At 59.9% G+C, this 22,793-nt stretch carries 18 protein-coding genes and 1 pseudogene; 11 read left to right on the top strand and 8 right to left on the bottom strand.

Features of this window, described 5'->3' with window-relative positions; all coding sequences use genetic code 11:
• Positions 1-117 precede the first annotated feature (117 nt).
• The 4 genes from BPHY_RS36365 to BPHY_RS36350 all read left to right on the top strand — a co-directional run bounded on the left by BPHY_RS36365 (position 118) and on the right by BPHY_RS36350 (position 5,488).
• Entirely contained in the window at positions 118-2,163 is a 2,046-nt protein-coding gene (locus tag BPHY_RS36365; RefSeq protein ID WP_012406478.1) for a filamentous hemagglutinin N-terminal domain-containing protein, read from the top strand.
• Entirely contained in the window at positions 2,163-3,995 is a 1,833-nt protein-coding gene (locus tag BPHY_RS36360; protein ID WP_012406477.1) for a ShlB/FhaC/HecB family hemolysin secretion/activation protein, read from the top strand. The genes BPHY_RS36365 and BPHY_RS36360 overlap by 1 nt, the downstream gene beginning before the upstream one ends.
• Positions 3,996-3,998: 3 nt before the next feature.
• The gene (locus BPHY_RS36355; protein WP_012406476.1) at positions 3,999-4,853 is read left to right on the top strand and encodes a peptidylprolyl isomerase; all 855 of its coding nucleotides are present in this window, start codon (positions 3,999-4,001) and stop codon (positions 4,851-4,853) included.
• 128 nt (positions 4,854-4,981) lie between these two features.
• Positions 4,982-5,488, top strand: a complete 507-nt coding sequence (locus BPHY_RS36350; protein ID WP_012406475.1) for a hypothetical protein — start codon at positions 4,982-4,984, stop codon at positions 5,486-5,488.
• Between the two features lie 729 nt (positions 5,489-6,217).
• Here the strand turns inward: BPHY_RS36350 and BPHY_RS42290 are convergent.
• Entirely contained in the window at positions 6,218-6,751 is a 534-nt protein-coding gene (locus BPHY_RS42290; RefSeq protein WP_146174487.1) for a hypothetical protein, read from the bottom strand.
• A gap of 399 nt (positions 6,752-7,150) precedes the next feature.
• Here BPHY_RS42290 and BPHY_RS42285 point away from each other — a divergent pair, with 399 nt between their 5' ends.
• The 3 genes from BPHY_RS42285 to BPHY_RS36330 all read left to right on the top strand — a co-directional run bounded on the left by BPHY_RS42285 (position 7,151) and on the right by BPHY_RS36330 (position 10,048).
• Positions 7,151-7,369 (top strand): zinc-ribbon domain-containing protein, encoded by a 219-nt coding sequence (locus tag BPHY_RS42285; protein ID WP_052306255.1) that lies wholly within the window; start codon positions 7,151-7,153, stop codon positions 7,367-7,369.
• A gap of 119 nt (positions 7,370-7,488) precedes the next feature.
• Positions 7,489-7,893: a hypothetical protein gene (locus tag BPHY_RS36335; protein ID WP_052306254.1), complete on the top strand. Its 405-nt coding sequence runs from the start codon at positions 7,489-7,491 to the stop codon at positions 7,891-7,893.
• 172 nt (positions 7,894-8,065) lie between these two features.
• Positions 8,066-10,048, top strand: a complete 1,983-nt coding sequence (locus BPHY_RS36330) for an SPFH domain-containing protein (RefSeq protein ID WP_012406471.1) — start codon at positions 8,066-8,068, stop codon at positions 10,046-10,048.
• 27 nt (positions 10,049-10,075) lie between these two features.
• Here the strand turns inward: BPHY_RS36330 and BPHY_RS42970 are convergent, their stop codons facing one another.
• Positions 10,076-10,438 (bottom strand): hypothetical protein, encoded by a 363-nt coding sequence (locus BPHY_RS42970; RefSeq protein WP_012406470.1) that lies wholly within the window; start codon positions 10,436-10,438, stop codon positions 10,076-10,078.
• Between the two features lie 297 nt (positions 10,439-10,735).
• On the opposite strand from BPHY_RS42970, the gene BPHY_RS36325 reads away from it, so the two are divergent.
• A complete protein-coding gene (locus BPHY_RS36325) occupies positions 10,736-11,014 on the top strand; it encodes an HU family DNA-binding protein (RefSeq protein ID WP_012406469.1) in 279 nt (92 codons plus the stop codon).
• Between the two features lie 551 nt (positions 11,015-11,565).
• Here the strand turns inward: BPHY_RS36325 and BPHY_RS36320 are convergent.
• Both BPHY_RS36320 and BPHY_RS36315 read right to left on the bottom strand, forming a co-directional pair.
• Positions 11,566-11,835 carry a DUF1488 family protein gene (locus tag BPHY_RS36320; RefSeq protein ID WP_012406468.1) on the bottom strand — a complete coding sequence of 90 codons (270 nt, stop codon included), beginning with the start codon at positions 11,833-11,835 and terminating at the stop codon, positions 11,566-11,568.
• Between the two features lie 124 nt (positions 11,836-11,959).
• Positions 11,960-13,225: a tyrosine-type recombinase/integrase gene (locus BPHY_RS36315; RefSeq protein WP_012406467.1), complete on the bottom strand. Its 1,266-nt coding sequence runs from the start codon at positions 13,223-13,225 to the stop codon at positions 11,960-11,962.
• A 160-nt stretch (positions 13,226-13,385) separates the two neighbouring features.
• Between BPHY_RS36315 and BPHY_RS36310 the strand changes: the two genes are divergently transcribed.
• Together BPHY_RS36310 and BPHY_RS43620 are read left to right on the top strand one after the other, a co-directional pair.
• A complete protein-coding gene (locus tag BPHY_RS36310) occupies positions 13,386-14,489 on the top strand; it encodes a DNA-binding protein (RefSeq protein WP_012406466.1) in 1,104 nt (367 codons plus the stop codon).
• A 55-nt stretch (positions 14,490-14,544) separates the two neighbouring features.
• Positions 14,545-14,973, top strand: coding sequence for a hypothetical protein (locus BPHY_RS43620; protein WP_083775959.1), 429 nt, complete (start codon positions 14,545-14,547; stop codon positions 14,971-14,973).
• A 162-nt stretch (positions 14,974-15,135) separates the two neighbouring features.
• Here the strand turns inward: BPHY_RS43620 and BPHY_RS44370 are convergent.
• The 4 genes and pseudogenes from BPHY_RS44370 to BPHY_RS36290 form a co-directional block, all read right to left on the bottom strand.
• Positions 15,136-15,489: pseudogene (locus tag BPHY_RS44370) on the bottom strand (hypothetical protein); the annotation flags it as partial.
• 1 nt (position 15,490) lies between these two features.
• A complete protein-coding gene (locus BPHY_RS36300) occupies positions 15,491-16,798 on the bottom strand; it encodes an AAA family ATPase (RefSeq protein WP_157686952.1) in 1,308 nt (435 codons plus the stop codon).
• Positions 16,799-17,226: 428 nt separating this feature from the next.
• Entirely contained in the window at positions 17,227-19,284 is a 2,058-nt protein-coding gene (locus BPHY_RS36295; protein ID WP_233445512.1) for a S8 family peptidase, read from the bottom strand.
• Between the two features lie 181 nt (positions 19,285-19,465).
• A complete protein-coding gene (locus tag BPHY_RS36290) occupies positions 19,466-20,533 on the bottom strand; it encodes an AAA family ATPase (RefSeq protein ID WP_012406462.1) in 1,068 nt (355 codons plus the stop codon).
• 808 nt (positions 20,534-21,341) lie between these two features.
• Between BPHY_RS36290 and BPHY_RS36285 the strand changes: the two genes are divergently transcribed.
• Positions 21,342-22,643: an FRG domain-containing protein gene (locus tag BPHY_RS36285; protein ID WP_012406461.1), complete on the top strand. Its 1,302-nt coding sequence runs from the start codon at positions 21,342-21,344 to the stop codon at positions 22,641-22,643.
• The last annotated feature ends 150 nt before the right edge of the window (positions 22,644-22,793 follow it).

Below are 22,793 nucleotides of genomic sequence, written 5' to 3'. Positions count from 1 at the left end.
GATGTAAAGGTTGGACTGCCTCATAGCTTGCGCATTGCATGAGCCCACGAGTTGTGGGTTTTCGGGCGGAGTCCCTTAGATCAGGTTAGTAGTACCTATAGAACGACAATAATCCACATGACTTATCCCCGGACCCCGATCGCCGTGGCGATCGGCCTGCTGCTGTGTGCTCTTTCCGCCGGAGCTTCGGCCACTGGTATCGTGGCCGACGGCGGCACCGCGACCTCGGTGTCAACCGCGGCCAATGGTCACCAGATCGTCAGCATCGCACCCGCATTTGGTGGCGTTTCGCACAATACCTATTCGTCATTCAGCGTCTCGTCCGCCGGCGCCAACCTGAACAACACCGGCATTAACGCGCGCACGATTGTCAACGAGGTGACGAGCACGAACCCGTCGGTCATTCGGGGCGCAATTGCGGTGCTGGGTCCGCGTGCGAACGTGATCCTGGCCAACCCAAACGGTGTTACGGTCGACGGCGGTAGCTTCGCGAACGCCGGTCACGTGGTGCTCTCTACAGGTCAGGTCAGCTTCAGCGACCTGACGCTTGCCCCGGGCATCACGCAGCGCAACGTCGTGCTGACGACGAACGGCGGCACGATCACGATCGGCCCGGGTGGCCTGTCAGGCACGCTCGTCAATCTGGATCTGGTCGCCAGGCACCTTGCGGTCAACGGGCCGGTGACGAACGACTATACGAGTTCGACGGGCGGGGTGCGCGCCACGATCGGTGATAGCACCACGACCTGGGATACCAGTTTTTCGCCGTCGGACAACGGTCACGACTGGCTCGTTAGCACCACATCGCCCGGCACTTCAGGTGCGGGGTTCGCCGTCGACATCACCGCGGCGGGTGGCCTGACGGGCGGGCGTGTGCAGTTGGTCGTCACCGATCAGGGTGCCGGCGTGCGCAACCTGGGCAAGCTCTACGCGAGTGCTGGCGACGCCGTGGTTTCGACCGATGGCGACATCATAGCGGCCGACAGTTCGATCAAGGCCGAACACGACGTCTCGATCACGACTTCGGGTATCGTCGCGCTGCAGGGCGCGCAGGTCGCGGCAGCCAATAGTGCGAGCATCAAGGCGGGCGCGATCACGCTCACCGATGACGTGACTGGCCCGTCCACGCTCAGCGCCATGGCGGGATCGGTGAACCTCAGCGCGACGGGCGACATGTCGAACACCGGGAGCCTGATCCAGGCGGGTGCGGTGGCCGCCGATGGCACGGCAACGGGCGGCAACATCAGCCTGACGGCAGGTGGCAACATCACGAACCGCTCGACCCCAGCGAACCTCGGCATCATCTTTGCCGCAAATGGCACCGATTCGCTTACCGCGCAGGGCGACATCACGAACGAGAACGCGCGGATTCTCGCCAACGGCGCCGTGACGCTCACCGCGCAGGGCAACGTACAGAACATCATCGACCATACGGGCGGTATCAACGGCGGGCAACCCGTCGCGTATTCGCGCGAGGGTGGCAGTTTTCTCTTTCTGACCCACACGACGAGTGGCTTCGACATCGATTACGGGACGGTCAACGAGCCGTCGCAGCTCGCCTATATCGCGTCGACCGCAGGTCCCGTGTCAATCACTGGCCGCAACGTGACGAATAGTGGCGGCATCATCCAATCGAATGACGCAGCAATTACAATCGCCGCGCGGGATGCCTTCACGAATGCCGCGGTGTTTTCCGGACAGGCGGGCTATTCGCGCGGCTGCTGGATATTCTGTCACGCGAGCGCAGCGAGCAACGTGACAACCTACGGCGGTACGATCCAGTCGGGCAAGGACATCTCGATCACCGCGGGCACCGTCGCACGTAACGTCGGCGGCAACGTGTTCGCGCAGGGCAATATCAACGTGACGGCGCCCGTCGCTTATGCGCAGGGCGTGACCGGCTATTCGGCGATCAACCAGCAGCGGGGCTTCAAGGCGTTCTTCGGCAGCACGTGGGCACAGATCATCGCGATGGACGTGGGTGGCGGCTTCACTGCCAACGGTTCGGTGACGCTCACGGGTGACGCCGTGATCGACGGCGGTTCCATCAGCGGCGCGAAGGGCGTGGCGGCTACGGGTGGCATCACGACCGTGCGTGCACCGTCGCGTACCCCGGTACAGATCGGCCAGCATCTGGGCCTCACCACCTGGTTGGGTTACTGATGCGCGACGGACTCCGTACCGCGCGGGCGATGCCCGCGCTGCTGCTCGGCGCGAGCCTGCTTTTCGCGGGCGTGCAGGCACGTGCACAGACGCCACCGGCCGCATTGCCGCTTTCACCGGGAGGATCTGCGCGTCCGGTGCAGGACCCCGGCCAGCAACTGATCGACGAGCAGCGCGAACAGGCCCGGCAGCGGCAGCTCGCACAGCCGCCCGCATCGATCAGCGTGGCACCGTCGGCAGCAGAGACGACGCTGGATATTTCCCCTGATACTCCCGTCGACCAGATTATCGAAGCGGGGCCGACCTTTTCCGTCCAGCACATCGTGCTCACGGGCGCGGATGGCAAGCCATTCGTGGCGCCGGCGGGCGTCGGGCAGGCGAAGCTCGATGCAACCGTTGCGCCGTTCACAGGACACGCGCTCGGCTCTCACCGTATCAACGTGCTTCTGAAACGGATCACCGATGCATTCGTCTCGGCAGGATACGTGACCACGCGCGCGCTGCTCGGTCCGCAGAACCTCGGCACGGGCACACTGACGATCACGGTGCAGGTGGGCCGCATCGAGACCTACACGGTCAATGGTCAACCCGTCCACCGCCTGAAGAGGGATGAGAGGGCCGCCGGTGGCGGCTGGCTCACCGATGTGGGATATGAGAATGTGTTTCCGGCTTCGCCCGGCGACCCGTTGCGGCTCTCCGACATCGACCAGGGTGTTTCGCAGATCAACCGGTTGCGACGCAACCAAGCGGAGGTGCAGATCCTGCCGGGCCAGACTCCGGGCGAGTCGGTCGTTGCGATCGGCAACCCGTCCGGCGACCGCCTCTACTACAACCTGGGCGTCGACAACTACGGCAGCAAGGCGACTGGTGTTACGCGCTACCGTGCCGGCCTAGAGGCGGACAACCTGATCGGCCTGCAGGAGTCGGTGAGCCTGAACTTCATCGACAGCCTAGAGAGCAACGCATTGGTGGGCTCCGTTGCCGTGCCGTTCGGACATCACACGTTCAGCTACACGCTCTCGGACTCCGAATACCAGCAGTTGATCGGCACGACCGCACTGCTGTACGGGCGCACGCTCAGCCACATCCTCGGCTGGAACTACACGCTGGAGCGCACGCAGGCCGATACCGTGAATGCCGATGCGACGCTGTCGTGGCGACGCACCGATCGCGAGATCAACGACATCGATCTGAATCCGCAGCGCCTCGCGGTGCTGCGCGTGGGCGGCAACTGGCTGCACAAGTTCGCGCTCAACGATGCGCCCGGCAACGTCACGCTCGATGCGGGTGTGTCACAGGGCCTGCCGTGGCTCGAAGCCGATCACGACGCGCACGGCATCGCGCGTACCGACGCGCACAGCCAGTTCACAAAGCTGGACGCTACGCTGAATTTCACGGTGCCGCTGCCGAAGTTCGGTCGCGCACAGCTCGCCTACCGCGGTGTGCTCGGCGGCCAGTTCACGAACGTTGCGCTGTTTGGCTCGGAGCAATTGTATCTGGGTGGTATGGATACGATCCGGGGCTTCCGTTCCGGTGAGATCGCCGGCGACCGTGGGATCTATTCCCGCAACGAACTCGCCTGGGTCAACGCGCCCGCGTGGAAAGATGGCCGCATTGAGCCGTACCTGTTTCTTGACGCGGGCAAGGCAACCCTGATTGCCGTGCCGGGCTTCCCTTCACTGGTGGGTGCTGGCGCAGGCCTGCGCGCGCAGTGGCAGTGGCATCGGCAGATGCTCTCGGGCGAACTGCTCGCGGGCCGCGCACTGACGCAACCGGCCGCACTCGGGCCCAAAGCGACCCTGATACTTGGAACAATCAACTGGAGCATGTAGATCATGAAATTCCAACACTGGACAACCTTTGCCGCAGCGACGGCACTGTATCTGGGTCTCACCGCGCCCGTGCCTGCGCAGACGGCTTCGGCGCCGGCCGCGAGCCTCCCGGCAGGCACGGTCGCCATCATCAACGGCGTGTCGATCCCCCAGGCGCAGCTCGATGCGGCCGTGCAAGCCACGCGCCAGCCGGACACGCCGCAACTGCGCCAGGCGCTCAAGGCGCAACTGATTACGCGCGAACTGTTCCGGCAGAACGCCGAGAAGGCGGGCTATGGCAACAAGCCTGAGGTGCAGCAGGTCATCAATGCGACGAAGGTCAACGCGGAGTCGCAGCTTTACCTGAAGGACAACATCCATCCCGATGCTGTCACTGATGCCCAGGTCAAGTCGCGTTATGACGAGATCGTTGCGTCGCTCGGCAAGGACGATTACAGGCCGCGCATCATTGCCGTCGCTGACGCGATGACGGCTGCAACGGTGCTCGGTGGACTGAAGGCGGGCAAGTCGTTCGATGTGCTCGCGCGCCAGTACAGCATCACGCCGGATAAGGCAAACGGCGGCGAACTGCCGTGGGTGAGCTTCAAAGCTCCGGCAGCCGAGGGCAAGACCAGCGGACTGCCCCTGCCGGTTGCGCAGGCGCTCACTCAGTTGCCCGTAGGTGGCGTGACACCCGAGCCGGTGATCGTCGGCAACGCGCGTGTGATCGTGAAGCTGGATGCGAAGCGGCCGACGCAGGTGCCAAAATTCGACCAGGTGAAAGACACGATCCGGCAGCAGCTCCAGGCGCTGGCGCTGGAGAAGGCCAGTGCACAATTCACGGCAGGTCTGCTGAAGAATGCCACGATCCAGCAATAGTTCACATTTGAGACGCTTATGGGCTGCGATCAAACGTCAGGGGTTCAGCGGGTGTCGGCCAACCTCCGCACGAAAAACCGCTATGAACGCCGACGCGCATCATCGAAAACTCACCCGACAATCGAAAAATGAAACAGACGTCAATTCTTGTGGCTATTGCTCTCGTAACGTCAATCGTCGTTGCGCACCGCCCCGCAGTTGCCGCCGGCGGGTCGGATGCCATCACGCTTACACCGGTTGACGACAAGGCGGCGTGCTCACCGACTGTGAGCACGCAGGGCACACCCGGCAAGTCCGTTGAGCTTTGCATCACGAAAGGCCTTTTCGCGCACGACTTATACGAAGTGAAGATCGACGGAACGGTTGTCGTAAAGGGCATCGATGATGCAACAACCAACGGGGTCAACGGCGCGTACGGTGGTCAATCGATCAACCTGACATGCACTCCGGTTCTGTCGGCCCCGGAGAATGTCACCGATTCCCAGATCGAGTCGATGCGGACGCTGGACCCGAAGGCGACGCGGGAGCAATTGAAGCGACAGTATGTTCTCCTCAATACGACTGAAACCGGTCGCCATTGCGTGGTGCGAACCGATTCGACTAACTTTCTTGCCGTTGACATTCTTTTCGAGTGATTTCCTCGGCGGAGCGCGGGTATGTCGAAAAGATCGCAAGCTGACGTGGTAGCGTCGTTGGACTCGGGCCTGGCAGGCGGTTCATTTATCGGATCTTGAATTTTGGATCGTGTTTGAAATATCAGGTGCCTAGATAAATGCAAGGCAATCGAAGTGCCGGGTTAGCTGCCGTAAGCCTATGTGTGTCGGGTCTTGTCATGGAAGGGGTGTTCATCGCGACGCGATGGGGGATGTTGCGGTAGCGAAGGAACACGCGCTAACCGTATCTAAAGAAGCTACGGAGAAGTTGAGTAGCGACGATCCGAAGCTGGTCTTCAGATTCAAAGGCATGCCGATGGCAGTGGCGTACACCATCAGCGCTTCTGCCCAAGCGTGTCATGGATTTGTAAATGTCATCCGCGTTCTCGATAACGGGCGGGGTACCTTGCTGCCATAACGGATTCGCAACATATCGTTGAGGTCGCGACGCAGACCACTGCATCCAGTCTGCCTCGTTGATTTCCCGGGCGGCAGGACTTGTTGAGTCGACAGACGGGCTCACAGTTGACACGAGCCGGTTGGCGCACGGCACAGCAGGCGCGACGACTGTACGGTTGGGCAAACGCTCGCGGTTGGATACCTGGATGCGAAGCTCGGATTACAAGTGAAGGGACAGATTTGAATATGGCACGCTCAGCTGGGGAGGCACTGAGGCATACAGCGGAAGTTGCGAATGCGGCAGGTCTTACGCTACTGGCGACTGAGTGGGTCGGCGCCAAGGCGAATTACCGTTTTCGATGTCGCCACGGACATGAATTCGAACGGCGCGCGAGCGTCGTCACGCGAGGCTCGACGACCTGTCGCATGTGTGCACGGGCAGCCGTGCGTCAGCGGTTTCTTGATCTGTTGGCGCAGCGCCATCTGGTCTGCCTCGAAGGCGAGTATCTGGGTTCGACGGTGCGACAGCACTTTCGATGCGGGCAAGGACATCGGTGGGATACCGAGGCGCGCAAGATTCTGGAAGGGAGCGGTTGCCCGGCTTGCGCCGACGAGCGGTCGGCAGTCATGCAAACCGATGCGAATGGGCTCGACCGATTGCGCCAGGCCGCTGCTGAGCACGGAGGGCGATGTCTTGCTGACGTTTATTCGGGCATCGCCGATCGCTACGAGTGGGAATGTGCAAATGGGCACCGCTGGCACGCGAGCGGCCAGAGCGTTGTTCGGGGCAACTGGTGTCGCATCTGTTTCGGGCTCCGCCATAGCGAAAGGATGCTCGACCCGCATGGTCTGGCGCGTTTGCAGGCGGCTGCGGTATCACACGGCGGGCAGTGTCTGGATAGCCAATATGCGGGCGTCAACGTGACATATCGGTTTCGCTGTACCGCCGGACATGAATGGCGGGCTGAAGGATCAAGGGTCCTGCGGGGAAGCTGGTGTAGTCGTTGCGCGGCGAAGCGCACAGGTGAGGCGCAGCGCACTGAGGACGGGCTAGCGAAGCTCAAGGCCATTGCGGCGTCGCTGGGCGGAGAAGTGGTGAACCCCATATATGCCGGTATCGCTGCGCATTACACATTCCGGTGTGCGCGAGGTCACGAGTGGCGGACCAAAGGGACTCGAATACTGCTGGACGGAACTTGGTGCAGGGCGTGTGCGGGATTGCGTCGGCGCCACACGATCGAGACCATGCAGCAGATCGCGATCGAACGCGGCGGTCGTTGCCTGAGCGCGGAATACCTTGGTGTCAAGGTGCGGCTGTCGTGGGAATGCCATCGCGGGCACGTCTGGGAAGCGTCTCCCGACAGCATTCTGAATGGACCAAGCTGGTGTCCGAACTGCGCGATTCTGGAGAAGACGAAAAAGCAGCACCTGCGCCTCAAGTACGATTACGAGGGGAGTATGTGACGTGGCATGGCATCACGCGCAACGTTAAGAAAGACGCGAGATTTCAGTTCAGGTGAAGGAAGGAACGGGTGGGAAGAAATGCAACGCGGCGCGCAGCCCGCGCGGGATTAACAAAAGAGATGCTGCTGCCGTTATCGAGCGGGAAGGTGCGGGCATTGTCGCTGGAAAACCACCTGGCGTTCGCGACGGTCTGTGCCGGTCAGGCCAACGTCGGACAGATTGTCAATCTGCTGCGTGTCATTTACCTCGCGTTCTATTTGCGGACTGAAACGACGTCGGGTGCGACGTTGCGCATCTACCAGCAGGCCGAAGCCGCGCTGGACGCGTGCATCGGACGCGCTGAGAGTGGCGAGAGGTGGATGCTGCTCGACGACGAACGGGCGGCTGTCGAGCGTGTCCTGGCGATCCACGACGAGCAATTGGTAGCGGTGCCGAAGCACCGCTACCTCGCGGCCTGGGATCGGCTGCAACGTTTTATCACGAGCACATCAGGGTCACCCGTGCCTGCGGCACAGGCGGAATAGATCGGACAGCGGGTGGGACGGGCTTAGCCGCATGCGCAGTCACTGGTACGAGCGTGAAGTGGCGGCCGGAAAACGAGCGGACCCGCGTCATGTCGGTTGAAGCAGCAAAAGAATTGTTGCAGGACGCGATACGGGGAACGTCCCGGTCAAAAAAACAGAAAGGAAAAAGCAAATGAACCACATGTTGCAACTTGGGGAAATCGTGGCGTTCAGCATTGCCGGGCTACTGGCAATTGCGCTACTGGTTTGGGTGGCCGGGGTGATCCGCTACATTCCGAACGATCGCGTAGGCGTGGTGGAGAAGCTGTGGAGTTTGTGCGGTTCCGTGAAGATGGGGTTGCTGGCGCTCCAGGGCGAGGCTGGTTTTCAGCCGGACCTGCGACGTGGCGGATTCCACTTCTTCGCGCCGTTCCAGTACCGCGTCCATATTCGCCCCATGGTGTCGGTGACGCAGGGCAAAATCGGATACGTTTTCGCACGCGATGGTCATGATCTGCCGGCCGGCCAGACGCTTGCCGTCAACTCAAATGTCGACGACTTCCGCGATGTGCGCGCGTTTCTGCAGAAAGGTGGCGAGAAAGGTCCGCAGCGCAAGGTATTGCGTGAAGGCACGCACATTCTTAATCCCGCGCTCTTTGTCGTGATGACAGATGAAGCGACGTATGCCCTCTCGCTCAATGCACAGGAGAAGGCCTATTACGAGAAGATGCGCGAGCTTCTCGATGAGCGCGCCGGTTTCTCGCCCGTTGTCATCAAGGGCGCTGAGGGTGAACACGACTCCGACCTGCTGGCGATCGTGACGGTGCAGGACGGCCCAGCACTGCCAAAGGATGAACTGCTCGCTCCCGATGTGGGCGACGTCCACAACTCGTATCAGGAGCCGGAAAAGTTTCTCGCCGCCGGCGGCCACCGCGGACGGCAGGAGCGGGTTCTGGTTGAGGGCACCTGGTACATCAACCGCTTGTTCGCCACCGTGGAGTTCATTCGCAAGACGGTCATTCCTGTCGGCTATGCGGGTGTCGTCGTGTCCTACACGGGTCGTCGCGGCAATGATCTTTCGGGGAGCGACTACAGCCACGGGCAACTCGTCGAGAACGGCTGCCGCGGCGTGTGGCGCGATCCGCTGATGCCCGGCAAGTATGCGTTCAACACCTACGCGGGCAAGATCGAGCTGGTGCCGACCACGAACTTCGTGCTGATGTGGAAGTCGGGCGAAAGCGGATCGAGCTTTGATTCAAACCTGCGCGAAATCACGTTGATCACGAAGGACGCGTTTGAACCGTTGCTGCCGTTGTCGGTCGTCGTGCATATCGACTATCGCAAGGCTCCGCTGGTGGTGCAGCGGTTCGGCAACATCGGGCAGCTCGTCGAGCAGACACTTGATCCGATGGTGTCGTCGTACTTCAAGAACGTGTCGCAGACGAAGACCTTCATCGAACTGATCCAGTCGCGCAGCGAGTTGCAGACGAATGCGTCGAACGACATGCGCGATCGCTTTCAGGCGTATTCGTTGGAATTCGAAGAGGTGTTGATCGGGACACCCAAGGCGCAGGCGGGGGACGTGCAGATCGAGAACATCATGGCGCAGTTGCGTGATCGCCAGATCGCACGCGAGCAGGTCGAGACGTTTGCGCAGAAGCAGATCGCTGCCGACAAGCAGCGTGAGCTGAACGAAGCCGAGCAGCGCGCGGCGAAGCAGAAGGAGCTGACCGGTTCGCTCGTGGACATCAGCATCAAGGAAAACCAGGGCTCGGCGAGTGTGAAGGCGGCCGAGAAGCGCCGGCAGGAAATCGAGGCGCTGGCTCAGGCGGAGAAGTTCCGACAGGAGATGGAGGGTACCGGCCGGGCATCGGCGATACGCTCGGTGGGGGAGGCGGAAGCGGCGGCGATCAAGGCGAAGTCGGAAGCGTTGGAGGGCGACGGTGCCGACAAGCAGCTGATGCAAACGGTCATGCTGCGGCTGGCGGAGGCGTTTGAAACGGCGAGAGTGCCACTCGTTCCGCAGATCCAGCTTGGCGGCGGTGCCGATGGAAACGCATTTTCGACGTTGAAGGCGCTCATGAGTTCGCTCAAGGCACTGGAGCTGTCGGAGTCACACGTCCGGCCAGGTGCATATCGCGGTGGTCCGGCCGCCAACGGCGAGCAGAAGACTTGATGCGTCGGCTGTTCGCCTCCGACATATTCAGCGCTCCGGCATATCGGCGAACCGACGCCAAGGCATCGACGTTTCGTGCCGATCGCGCAGATAACTTGGGAGTATGTTGAGGTTATGAGCTTTCTGAAGAAACTGTTTTCCCGCCGGAGCGCCACGTTTCCCGACGAAGATTGTGCGATGAACGGGCAAGCTTCCACTCCAATCTGAGGAAGACATCCAGCATTTCCGAGATCGCCACTTGTTTGCGCGGTCTTTCTCATCCGCAATACCATGAGGAAGCTTGAGTAGCGCATAGAGGTCATCAAGATCGTACTTGTTGCACAGCTGCAGCGAAAAGAGTCCCTTGCCGTGCACCGTGGAACGTCGTGCCGTGATGCGTCGCAGTCGCATTGTGTCGTTTCCCTTCCGTAACGTCTGTCGCTTGTTGTGACTTCAGTGTGCGAAGCATAGCGCTGCGATGGTGCGTATTCAACGAATCGCGGTGTATTGGTCGCAACCGTTCAGTCAGAGACACATCGATACCACCCAGCTTCACCAAAACCGGCCGGTAATGGGAAGGGCCGAATTCGTGAGGAAAGCGCTCGACCGGCTTTGCTGAAGCCTCACGGATTGCCTGGTACCGTACATGTGGTAGGGTAGCGTCCCATCCGCGATGCGCGGGCGCTTTCTTCAGAAAGGAGCTTATACATGAACAAACAGGAACTCATCGATGCGGTCGCCGCCACCACGGGTGAAAGCAAGGCCAGCACGGGAGAGACAATTGATGCCATCATCGAAACCGTGACGGCGGCCGTAACGCGCGGCGAGACCGTCCAGCTGGTCGGCTTCGGTTCGTTTTCGACGGGCGCCCGCGCCGAACGTAGCGGGCGCAATCCGTCGACGGGCGAGACCATCACAATTCCCGCCGCGAAAACCGTGAAGTTCTCGGCCGGCAAGGCGTTCAAGGACGTCGTGAATGCGGCGTGAGCAGGCTGCGTCCAGCGCGCACCACCGCTATCGGAGCTTCGCGGCCATGTGATACCCCCTCGCGTGACTGGTTGAGATCGCAACCTGATCGACGAGTCGCCCGCATGTTGTTTTTCGATGCGCCCGATTGTGATACGGCAGCCTGTCCGGTATCGTCCAAGGTTCCGGAAGTTGGCGGTTTTCCCCGACTTCCGGTGCGTGTTGAGGCCCATCGTCCAGACCGGACCATAGATTTTTTCGAATGTGACCGTCGAAACCGGCGACGGGTGATGCGTGGCCGACAACCACCCGGTTGCTGGATATCGGCAGATCTGGCGTCTGTGCACAACACAGCCGGGCGCCCATCCGTCGTGAATGTCACAGACGAACGGCAACCGGGTAGCGGGGGTGCCATCCATCCTTGAATAGAGGCTTCATCACTTTCTGCATCGTCCGACCGGATGCGGCACATCGGGTGCTAGGTCGGCGGCCATGTAGGTGATCACCATGCGCGCCTGTCAGTCACATCGTGCATTGTCATCGAATAAGCCGGCGGTCATCACGCACGGCGGTCAAGGCCTTGCAAAATCCTCCGCCGTCAGTTCAAGACGCGCAGCCGGATGAGCGAGCAGTTTGCGCCCCGCGATCGCGCGGATGCGGCCGTACCCATCCCGGAAGGTCTTCAGGATGCGGGCATCACTGGCCCGCGGTTCCAGCCAGAAATACGTTTCGAGTGCCGCAAGCGTGATCACGCAGTCGACCGTGACATTCTGATGCACGAGTCCAAAGGCGACGCCATGACGGTTTGCAAGCACCTGCGGTTCGAGGGCGAGGGTTTCCATAACGGTAAAAGGAAAACGCGTCCGCGTTAGAACGGGTCACCCGGATTCTTGCATGCGCGATGCAGTCCGGGTATCGGGCAGCCAGTTTAACTGACGGGATTTCAGCGCGGGGCCGTCACCGGTCTCACCAGTCGATGCGATGTTTCTCGTCGGTCTCGTGATGCCGTCGATCATCGTCGGCATGCAGATACAGGCTCGTCGTGGCCAGCGATGCGTGGCCGAGGTTGTCGCGCACGAGCCGCAGGTCGACCTGCCGGTCCGCCATGTGCGAACCCGCGCTATGCCGCAGCCAATGCGCCGACGCCTGCTCGAGTAGCGCGGCGCGGGCCTCGAATTCCGCGCCGTGCTCGCGCAGCTGGCGGGCAGCGCCCGCAAACACGCGCTTGACGATCGTGTGCAGCGCGGCGCGAGTGAGTGGCTGGTTGACCGGCGCCGCAGTGTTCCTCCGGGACGATTCACCGGTCCTTCCCGAAGCGCCGCCTGCAGTTGACCCGATCGGCAGCACGAGCGGCGTCGCCTCATGCGGCGAGGGCAGCGCGGTCATCCCGAGCGACTGCCGGTAGCGCGCGAGCTCCGACATCATTTCACGCGTCGCGGGCACGAGCCGTTCCCTGTCCCCCTTGCCGCGCACGGTCAGCCACCAGCGCATCGTGCCGTCGGTGTCGCGCCGCACGAAGAACTGGCCCATCGTGTTGCTGCCGGCCTCGGCGATGCGCAGGCCGCCCAGATACAGCAGCGTGAACAGCCACCGGACCCGGTGATAGTGGGCGCGCCCCCGCGCGGTGTCCTGTGGCATCGACGCAATGAAGTCCTTGACCGCCTGCCACAGGCCCGGCTCGAGATAGCGGGTGATGCGCGGCGCTGCCCTGCGGGTGCGTTGGCGGGAGAGCGCGAGCGGATTGCCGGCGAGATAGCCCGCCTGCACCAGCCACGAGAACAGCGCGTTGAGGATCACCATCGCCTGGCGCGCGCTGGCCGGCGACAGCGGCCCGTAGAACGGGCGCCAGCGCGCATCGCCGCGCGGATGCTTGCGGCCGCCGCTGGCGACCCAGAGTGCGGCCGGTTGCGGATCCGCGAGGAAATGCTGGTAGCGCAGGCAGTCCTCGTGGGTGAGCGACGACAGCGGCTTGCCCAGTTCGACCAGTGACCAGAGCAGCAGCCGTTCCGCTTCCTTCCGGTAGTTCCCGAAGGTCGTCGGGGTATTGGCGAAGCGCCCGAGCCACGCGCGGATCGCGTCGAGGTCGTTGGTCGCGGCGATCTGCGCGTGGCCGCCCGCCGCCCGGTTCGTGCCGGCATGACCGTCGAGCGCGGCGGGAATCGCGAGCGTCTCGAGCGGGGCGGGCTGCAGCGCCAAAAGACTGGCTGGGCTGTTCTTCGGCGTTTTCGGCATGAAGGTGAGTCTTTTCGGGAAAGGGTGAGCTTTTCCGGGAGTGCGTTCGATGACGATATGGACCGTTTCATTGTTTACGACATTATGCGGATAATGTCAAATTTATGTCCATCGATGATCGGATATATAGCGTTTCACGTTGTATTATCGACGCATCTGAATGCGTTTCCCGTCCATGTCCGACGCCTTTTCCGCTATCCCATCCGATGACACCCGGCTCGCGGCCGAGATTGAGCGGCTCAAGCTCGAATTTCCGAAGACCCGCGAGCTGTACCGCGAGGTCTGCGCGCTGCTGTTCTTCCGCTTCGGCCAGCCGCCGACCGCGAACCGCCTGTATCAGCTCGTGAAGCGCGGCAGCATGGGGACGCCCGCGGCGGTGCTCGGCGAGTTCTGGGCCGAACTGCGCGAAAAAAGCCGCGTGCGCATCGAGCATCCGGACCTGCCCGCCGATCTGCGTGACGCGGCGGGCGAACTGGTCGCGACGCTGTGGACGCGCGCGACGGCGTCCGCACAGGCGCAGCTCGACGCGCTGCGCGCGGAAGTGGAGGGGGAGCGCGCGGCCGCGGAACAGCGCGTCGCCGCGGCACGCAGCGAGCTCGAACGCACCGAGACGGCGCTCGAGCAGCGTACCGCGGCGCTGCTCGCCGCGCAGGTCGAGGTCCGCGAACTGGAGAGGGCGCAGGCCGAGGGGCACGCGGCGCGCCAGGCGATGGAAGCCGACATCGTGCGCCTGAAAAACGAGGCGGCGGTGCGCGACCGTGAACTGGAGAAGGTGCGCGACCGCTTCTCGCGCGATCTGGAGAAGCTGCGCGAAACAGCGGCGCAGTCCGGTGAGCGCCTGCGGGCCACCGAGAAGCGGGCACTGCTCGAGATCGACCGCGAGCGGGGCGCGGCCGCGAAGCTGCAGAAGGAACTCGATGAGGCGAACCGGCGCGCTGACCGGCGCGACGCGGAGCATCGCCGCGCCGTCGAGACGCTGCAGGCGCAGCTCGGCGACGCACGTCATCAGGCGGGCGTGCTGCAGGGGCGCCTGGAGGCCGTGCAGGCGACGAACGTGACGCTGCAGCAGCAGCTTGCGGCAGGGCGTCAGGGGGACGTCCGCGAGACCCGCCCGGCCCGGCCGGGCCGTGCAAAGGGCGCCCCTGCAGGGACCACTGCGGCGCGTCCGGCGGCGACCCGGCCCGCGCGTGCGCCGCGCGTCGCGTCCGCGCCCGCCGGCAAGACCGCGGTGCGCCGCAAGCGGGGCAAGAGCGATGACAGGTAGCCCCCGCCCGCGCAGGAGACGAAAGGCCCCGGCCTGCCCGCCGATCGGTGCGCTGATGCGCTACGGCGAGCGGACCGTGCGCGTGATCGCCGAAGCGAGCGGCCAGCGCGTGATCATCGAGTCGGTCGACGAGGACGGCCGCACCTTCCGCAGCACGGTCATTTCTTCACGGGTCGCCGAGACGCAGAGCCTTGCTGTGTGCGGCTTGCGCGACGGTGCCGTCAGATTCGGTACGAAAGGGACAATTACCCCGTTACGCAGGACTTTTGAACGTGGGGCGGTGGTAGATCGCCGACTTGAGTTCACTAAGAAGCGTAAGAAATCTTTGACCTTCCGGCGTGGTGAGTCCGACGGACATCGCTCGCGTGAGACGTTCATGCAAGGCGGCAGAAATTCCGTCCAAACTGTTCACGGCGTGCGCCCGTTCAAGCTCATCCAACCTCAAAAGGTCATACGTCTTTTTACCGGAATCGGAGAGGGGTGAGTACTTCGCAAAGCTCATCTCTTCAGTACTGAGTTGTAGGTATCGAAGGTGATCGGAGTATCTGAAGCCATCGGCCAGAGGGTTGATAATTGGAAGCACCTTGTGCCTCACGTTCCTGTCGACGCTTGCACCTTTCCATCGATTGCAATGAACACAACCGACAGTGAGATTTGCCAATCTAAACGTATGCGCCCCGTAAATCGCCTTTGGTAAGACATGCTCGATATGCCAATCGTATCCATAGTGCCCTACAGGGCGGCGACAATAAGCGCACGAGCGGCCATACTGCTGAAAAAGCTTTGACTGCACGGCGTCGCGGAGGGCTCCATATGTCTTGCGCTCTCCAAGCGAAAATTCGATCGTTGTCTCGCGCCCATCTTTTAGCTTGAATGTTTGAGAGGGTTTCGGCGCGGAGAACGCCGTCCAGGCCTGTGTTCCGCTAAGCGTCTTGTCACGAACCAGTCTTACGAGTTTGAGCAAATGAGGCCGTTGAGTATCCGTGCAAAGCGACTTCATGTCAGACAGTTTCCTTCGTGGACGGCACGAGTGCTCGTTGAATTGAGGGCACGAGTTTTTCCTGAATGAGTTCAATCGCCGAATCAATCTGAGCCTTCGCTTCGTCGGACAAACCGACAGCGTTTCGGATTTCACGTAGAAGTTCCTCCGCACCACGCCGATGTGCCCCTGCATCCTCGGCGACGCGAAGGACCGCGTCCGCAATTTGAAAACTGACTTCGTGTGCGTGATACGGTGCTGTCTGAAAGTATCGAAGTACAAGCTGCTCGTGGCTGGCCACGTCAGTAAAGGTATGAATGTCGCACGTCACAGGTGCGCTACCCGGCGGTTGCTCGCCAGGCGTGTCTCCGTCGCTCAGCACCCTGCGCAAAACCATCACGACGTTCCGTTGCCGGTTCTGATCGATACGAGCGGCCTCACTGATTATTATTGGCGCATGCGTCGCGACGACCACGTGAAAGCGCCTAAGGCCCGAGACCAGCTTCATGAGCGTGCGATGGAATTCCATTTGCCAATGGAGGTGAAGGCTGATCTCGGGTTCATCGATCAGGAAAACGGCCCCTTCTTCCATAGCGCTCAAAATTTTTGCAAACAACAACGTGCGGTTCTGTTCTCCCGTACTGAGATCTTTGAAGCCTATGGAACTACCGTCGGGTAAACGTACATGCAGATCGATATCCAGGGTTAGGTCGAGATATCTGAGAAACACCGGAAGCTGTGCCTCGGTCAGATGGTCGAACCGCCCATCACCTTCCGCTATGCGTTTCAGCATTGCTAGCGGCCTGGACGTCAGCAAGTCGGCGTGAGTCCTCGCCTTCCCTTTTCCTCTACCCCTAGTTCTGGTTTGCGTGAGATCAAAATCAAGAAGTTTCTTGACCTCCATCTCGACGTCACGACCGAGAGAGAACGATAAATCCATGTGAACTGCTTCCGAAAGTCGAGTGAACAGACGACGATCAAGGAGCATGGACTGCAAAATAAAGCGACTCAACTGTCGCTCAATTGCGGAATGGAATACCGCATTCGGGGCATTTCTGGCGCCGAGATAGCGAATCAGACCCGAATCACCGTATTTGAAGCGGTCATAAATAGAGTTTGAGATACAAGCCACGGAACGCGCAGGCTTTGCATTCTTCAAATGCTCCGCAAGTTCGCCAAGTATGCGGCTCTTCCCTGTTCCGTTGTTGCCGATGACATATGTCACTTGACCTTCGCGTGTCCTCTTGGTCGATGCGGAAACTCGCTCCAGTAAGGTTGTCAAGATCTGGAGCGTTTGATCGTCGCTCTCCGCGTTGCGACTGTTGGTCATTTTGGTTCTCTCGTTGTGTTTGTTCTGTGGGGCGCATTTTGCCTTGAGGTGCTGCCACATGCGAGTCGCAAATACCGAATCCTAAACCTTAAGCGGTTAAGCCGGCTCGAGAACGCAAGTGTACGAGCAGATAGACATCATGTATGGACCTGCCGCACCTCAAGGTACGCGGATTAAGCTTGAGGTCGGTTACTCCGCGGCTCAGAGCCGCATTGAGGGGGCAGGTCCATACATGATGTCTAGGCCTACCCTTGATTTTCAGGCATTTTGCGACGGTAGGTTGGTGCTGGTCCGACGATGGGCTTTCGGCCCGGCCCCATTAAACGCGTCATGCCGGCCATATTGATGGATGAAACGCCAGCCACCTGCGAACCACGAATGTACGAAACGGGATAGCTCCGCTCTTGAATTGCGCGCTGAACTCTTTTTCATTGGTCGATGTCGATGTCAATATCATTCACAGCGCTCTCGACGTAATTTCCCAGACGGGCGACGAGCGAGTTGTAAATCGACGCCCTATTGGGTGAGTCTTCCGGCGCACTGAGCGTAAGAACAAACGCAACTTCGCTCGGTGGCACGTCTTCATTTCGTACGTATCCGAACTGGTAAAGGTCGCGAGGAAAGATACGTGCGCAGACGCGCAGCGTGGTGCCGCTGAAGGCACGGCCGCGCGCTACGTAATTGACGTGATGGCGAACTGGATTCCATTTGGCTAACGACGCACGTGCTTCCAGTTCGGCCGCTTGATCCTCTCGCATGCTACCCGCCAGATTCGCAACTTTTCCGCCTGGCGTCCAATATTGGAGGGCGACCTGAACGCGAGTAGCGAAGTAATTCGCCATACCGAGTTCCGATACCAAAGGATTCAGGATTGCTGTTAAGGCAACGCGGCCTCGCAATTTGCCGTCGTTGACAAATTCCGGTGGGATCGGAATGTCGTCCCAATAGTGCCAGAAACCAGCCGCGAGGTGAGCAGTCCAAGCCAGCGTTACACTCCCTTCCGCGCAGACCCATGGGAGTCGTTGGTCTTGATGTGGTGTGCCCCAGCCAAGTCGATGATCAAAGGAGTCTCGCTCGGAGGCATCGATCAAAAGGGCTCGGACTAAGTCGGGCGTTGGCTCTTTGAGATTGTGGAAAGTATGGGCAGCAAGTGCCGAAGTGATTGCGGTGGCATAACTCGATCCCACCAACATTTCACCGCCAAGACCTCTCAGCGTGGAGAACCACGAGATCTCCGGCTTGAAGAGTCCTTCGGGACCCGGACCAGGCAGGCTTACGATGCAAGGTAGGCCCGGTTCGCCGTCCGCATTGGATTGTCGGCCTGCAACGGTCAACGCTGCTTCACAGTCCGCTGGCGGGCAAAGCCTCGCCGAGTTCTCCGGTGCATGATTGCCGATGGCGACCACCGGCAGCACACCGTAATCACGGGCTATTTGGCGAAGCCGATGTCCCAATCGGCTCATAAAAAGCGGACGATCACCATGGACCGGCTCACTGAAAGACATGTTCCAGACCTTGGTGTCGCCGCAGTGGCGGCCAATTACCGCACGCAGATAACTTTCCAGCGCTTCGGACGTCGCGCCTGCGGCGTCTTCTCGCGCGATAGACTGCGCAATTCCAACCCGACACACTAAGTCCGGGATAGACAGGTGAGTATTCCACGCACTACCTTGGACGACGAGCGACGTTATTTGATTACCATGCTTGCGATTGGCGGCAACGTCAGCAACGAGCGAAGGGGCCCGCCATGCAACCATCGGCTCGTAGCTCTGGGCAAATAGCCCTCCATCGACGATGCCTACGATCGGCTGCCATTGCTCGTTCGGTACTGGCCGCTCCGGATCTGGCGCTCGTGGAACGACGGCAGCCGTAACGGGTCTGACTGGATCGATGCGAAAAACCGCGCCCGCTATGACAAGTTGACGAAGCGCTTCTGCATCGGACGCAACAAATTCGACCGGAGTGAACGGAGCTTGCCGATACGCGCGCGTGCTGCGTGCGATGCTAAGCGACGTTGCTGCGGTCTGGATCTGAAGTTGGTCCGCATTAGACCCTGCCTCGCGCGTTATCGAAATCAGATTGGGTAGTGGCCGAATTCGGCCTTCCCGTTGCGATGCGTTAATGAATTGCGTGATGCTGTCACGCGCCATCACATCGAAAAATGGGGCAAGCCATGCGGTGAAAATTCGGCCGTCTTCGCGCGTTGCGGCGGCGTTCCACAGCGCGTTGAAGTCCTGCCCGCCAGCTAGGGGCGATACAAACATACTTTCGACGCTTTTGATTCGAGAAATAATCGCCCGCGCCTCGGCCCTGTTTGTCGATTCGATGTACGACGCCAAATCTTGGCATGCATTCTGGCGGAGCTGAACCAAATAGCCGCTAGGGACCGGCGCGATGAGCTGCGCGTTATGCCTGTCGTTGAATATGACTGACGGTGTATAAGTCGGAGCGTATGAATCGGCGAACATCTCGATGACGATGAGCATCAATCCGGCGTGAAGAGAAACGTTCGTATCTGCGAGATCCCGGAGTTGCTTTGCCAGTCGAGCGCGTTGTGGTGCCAGCCGCTCCGTGCGGATGTGAGATTCATTGAGCCCTCCACCGGTAACCGATCGTGGTCGTGAGTCCGCCTTGAGTGTCAAAACCGGATTGAGAACAGGTCGAGCGTCAGTTGCCATTGTCCGCAGGCTTCAAATAAGGTGAAATGGCTTGGCGCGTTACGCCAAGAAATCGCGCTATTTCAGCTTGCGCGACACGGTGCTCTTGCGCGAGCGTCTCAATCAAACGTCGCTTATCGTTCAGCGCAACCGTCCCGCTGGCGAACGAACCTGCCTGGCGGTGCATGAGTGAACACGCGAGGCCCCACATATCAACGTGCTCATCCTTGTGCGCCGCAAGGCGACGGGCGGCAAGCGCACATTGTTGAATATCAGCGCCGTTGAGCCCTTCTGACAAAAGAGCCAACATGCGTGACGCGACTTCATAGGCGGGATCATCGCCAAGGAAGTGAAACCACAACGCTTGCCGCAAATCGTACTCAGGGGCACCGAACGAAATCTTATAGGGAAAGCGCCGCCAGATTGCGGTATCCAGCATCTGGGCGTGATTCGTCGCAGCAATGACGATCGCGCTTGGCTCGAGCGAGTCGATTCCTTGAATTACTGTGTTGACGACGCGCTTTAGCTCGCCGAGTTCGTTGCGGTCGTCGCGCATCTTAGCGATCGCATCGAGTTCATCGAGGAACAAGACTGCGTTCTTACCGGCAACGAAATCGAAAATACTTCGTATGTTTTTCGCCGTGTCCCCGAGCAACGACGAGATAACCGAATCCAGACGCACGACATAAAACTTGCGCCCGAGATGCGCGGCAATATGGCCTGCCAAGAGGGTTTTGCCAGTACCCGGGGGGCCGGAAAGCATCAAGGCAAGTCGCGAAGCAATGCCTTGCGCCACCAATTTGTCGAAATGTGTAGCGTCGGCTAAAAATGCCTCGAAAGCTGATCTTCCGAGCTCGTCGAGGAAGATCGGCACATCCGGCGTCTCGTGTACCTCAAGCAAAGGAAGGCGAGACTTATTATCAACAGGCAGCGCCTCAGAATATCCGGCAGCACGAAGGGGAACACCTTTTCGTCCTAGTACCTGCTTCAGTAACCTAGCTCCTTCAGTGTCCTGCGTGGCCAATTCTGTACACAGCCTCCGGCCCACTTGGCGGATACGATCATAGTCAGCTGCCATAGCTGCCTCCGCGAATTCAATGAGGTCAGAAGATGAGGGGAGCATAAGGCAGGTGCAATCGAAATATTCACGTCGTCAATCGGATATATGTTATTGTCAATGATAACATCGCACATGGCAAGTCAAAGTTCGAAATTGTAAAGGTTTTTTAGCCTGCGGAGCCGCACGTCCATGTGTTTCGAAGTTATGGTTCTGATGAAGAAGACGCGCCTAGTCGCTGCGCGGGGCGGCGTCGGAAGGTCGCGGCCGGTCTGGCGAGCCGGCCTATTGGAGGCGCGATGTCAAGGTCGGCGAGGCCGATGGTGTGTTTGACGATGCGTCGAACGGACATCGCTACTTGATGCCAGCGCCATCGCAAGCGCGCCCGAGGGCGGGTTGCTCGACCGGAGTCGTGATAGTCGTGCTGCTCAAGCACATTGCGCCGCTCGTCAACGAATGTTTTCGTGCTTGGGCGCGAGATTTTCTCATCTGACGATGGGCTGCACATTGGAGTGCACCGTCAACCGATGTTTGTCTACGCGGCAATCGCCGAGAAGACGTTCAGATAGCGGGGTGCAGCCGCCCGTTAGGCCTCAGCTTCGGTAGGAACTGTAGCGATCAGTCTCACCGCGCAGAAGGATGGGCATCTTCGCGCAACCAGCCTCGAGCCGAGGTTGCAGGCTTCCTGCTGATTTGCAGAGTTCGCGTTCACTCGGACCGAGTTCACGACTAAATCCAGCAGCTACCCGTGTAGCGACTCATGGATGGTGGGCAACATTATCGGCTAACGTGTACGATACAGATCCACCTCAATCGTGTTGTCGACTGCATGTTTAACTTTCTTGTAACTTCAACGAAGGGCGCATGGGACCGCCTTGGCTACGAGTACGATCGAGGCCGGTTCCTTGAATACACAAGCGACGAAATTGCTGCTAGCTTCCGCGAGTTGAAGGAACTGCAGATTAAGGCGCTGACAGAGCTGCCTTGTCTATTTGCCTACGAAGGCACCGACGAGTCGATGAGAGTGGGCAAGCTGAAGCGCGTCAAGCTGCGCAACGACGGGCGGCTATTGTTCGTCGAGCCTGAGCTTGACGCTAGAATTCCGCCCATTCCGTTTGAGCAAATCAAGCCGCTTCAGGCTGCACTCGACATTCGCGATTGGGAGCTGAACCGGACGCACTGGGCGATCAAGGACGAAGATCTCTTCCAGGTGCTGAACGGCACAGGAATGGTACCTAACGTTCCTGCAAGTCCCAAGATCGATAAGACCGACTTACCTCCTGTCTCGGCACCGGAGTTCCAAGCCAACAGCGTTGGGACATTCATCGAGAACGTATTGGGCCTAGACCATGGTGGCCGGGAGGTGTTCTACCGTGGGCATTCAAACCGGACCAAGTACCGACTGGAACCGTCCATATTTCGGAAGGACGAACGAGGAAATTTCATCAATCAAGACGCAGAAGACAGGATGTACCGGGAACTGTTGGTCTCTAATTCCGCGGACTTCCACGGCGACATCTACACGTTGGATCGGCTCGTGCGGATGCAGCACTATTCGCTTCCCACACGCTTGCTCGACATCACGTCGAACCCGCTAATTGCCCTGTACTTTGCCTGCAAGAGCAACCTCGACCATGATGGTGAGGTAGTAGTTTTCGCAATGGATCGAACACAAATTAAGTACTTCGACTCGGACACGGCCAGTTGCATCGCGAATTTGACACGGCTTCCGCAGAATTCGAAGGACGACATCGACTACAGCAGCAATGACGTGCGCAAGTTCAATAGGCAGAAAGCTATCAAGCAGCTATTGCACTTCATTAAGGAGGAGAAACCCTTCTTCGAGGGGCGGATCGATCCTCGCCACTTACGTTCCGTCGTATGCGTGAAGGGCAAGCATACTAATAACCGGATTGCGTTTCAATCGGGTGCATTTCTGCTTTTCGGGCACGACGCCACGCTGGACGAGAGCGGTACTCCGGAAATAGCAGTTCAGCGCATAGCTGTGGTGAACAAGCGAAGTGTCATTAAACAGCTGGACGAGTTGAACATCAATGAGAGCACCGTGTTCCCTTATATCGAAAACTCAGCCAAATACATTGCTCAGAAATTCACCTTCAAGGAAGCATGAGCGAGACGTCGTACCTTTTTCCAGTTGCCATTTGCAGCGCATTCCTTCAGGCTCACGCAGCCGATCGCTGCGCTAAGTTCGTTTCGGTTTGCAGAGCGGATAGACACGCAAATGCAACGAAGGACCGAAACGGGTCGCTAACCGGCAGCA

The sequence above is a fragment of the Paraburkholderia phymatum STM815 genome (genome assembly GCF_000020045.1).
In the GTDB taxonomy this organism is placed as follows: Bacteria; Pseudomonadota; Gammaproteobacteria; order Burkholderiales; family Burkholderiaceae; genus Paraburkholderia; species Paraburkholderia phymatum.
The sequence above is the reverse complement of the archived record's forward strand: the minus strand, read 5'-3'. Positions and strand labels throughout refer to the sequence as shown.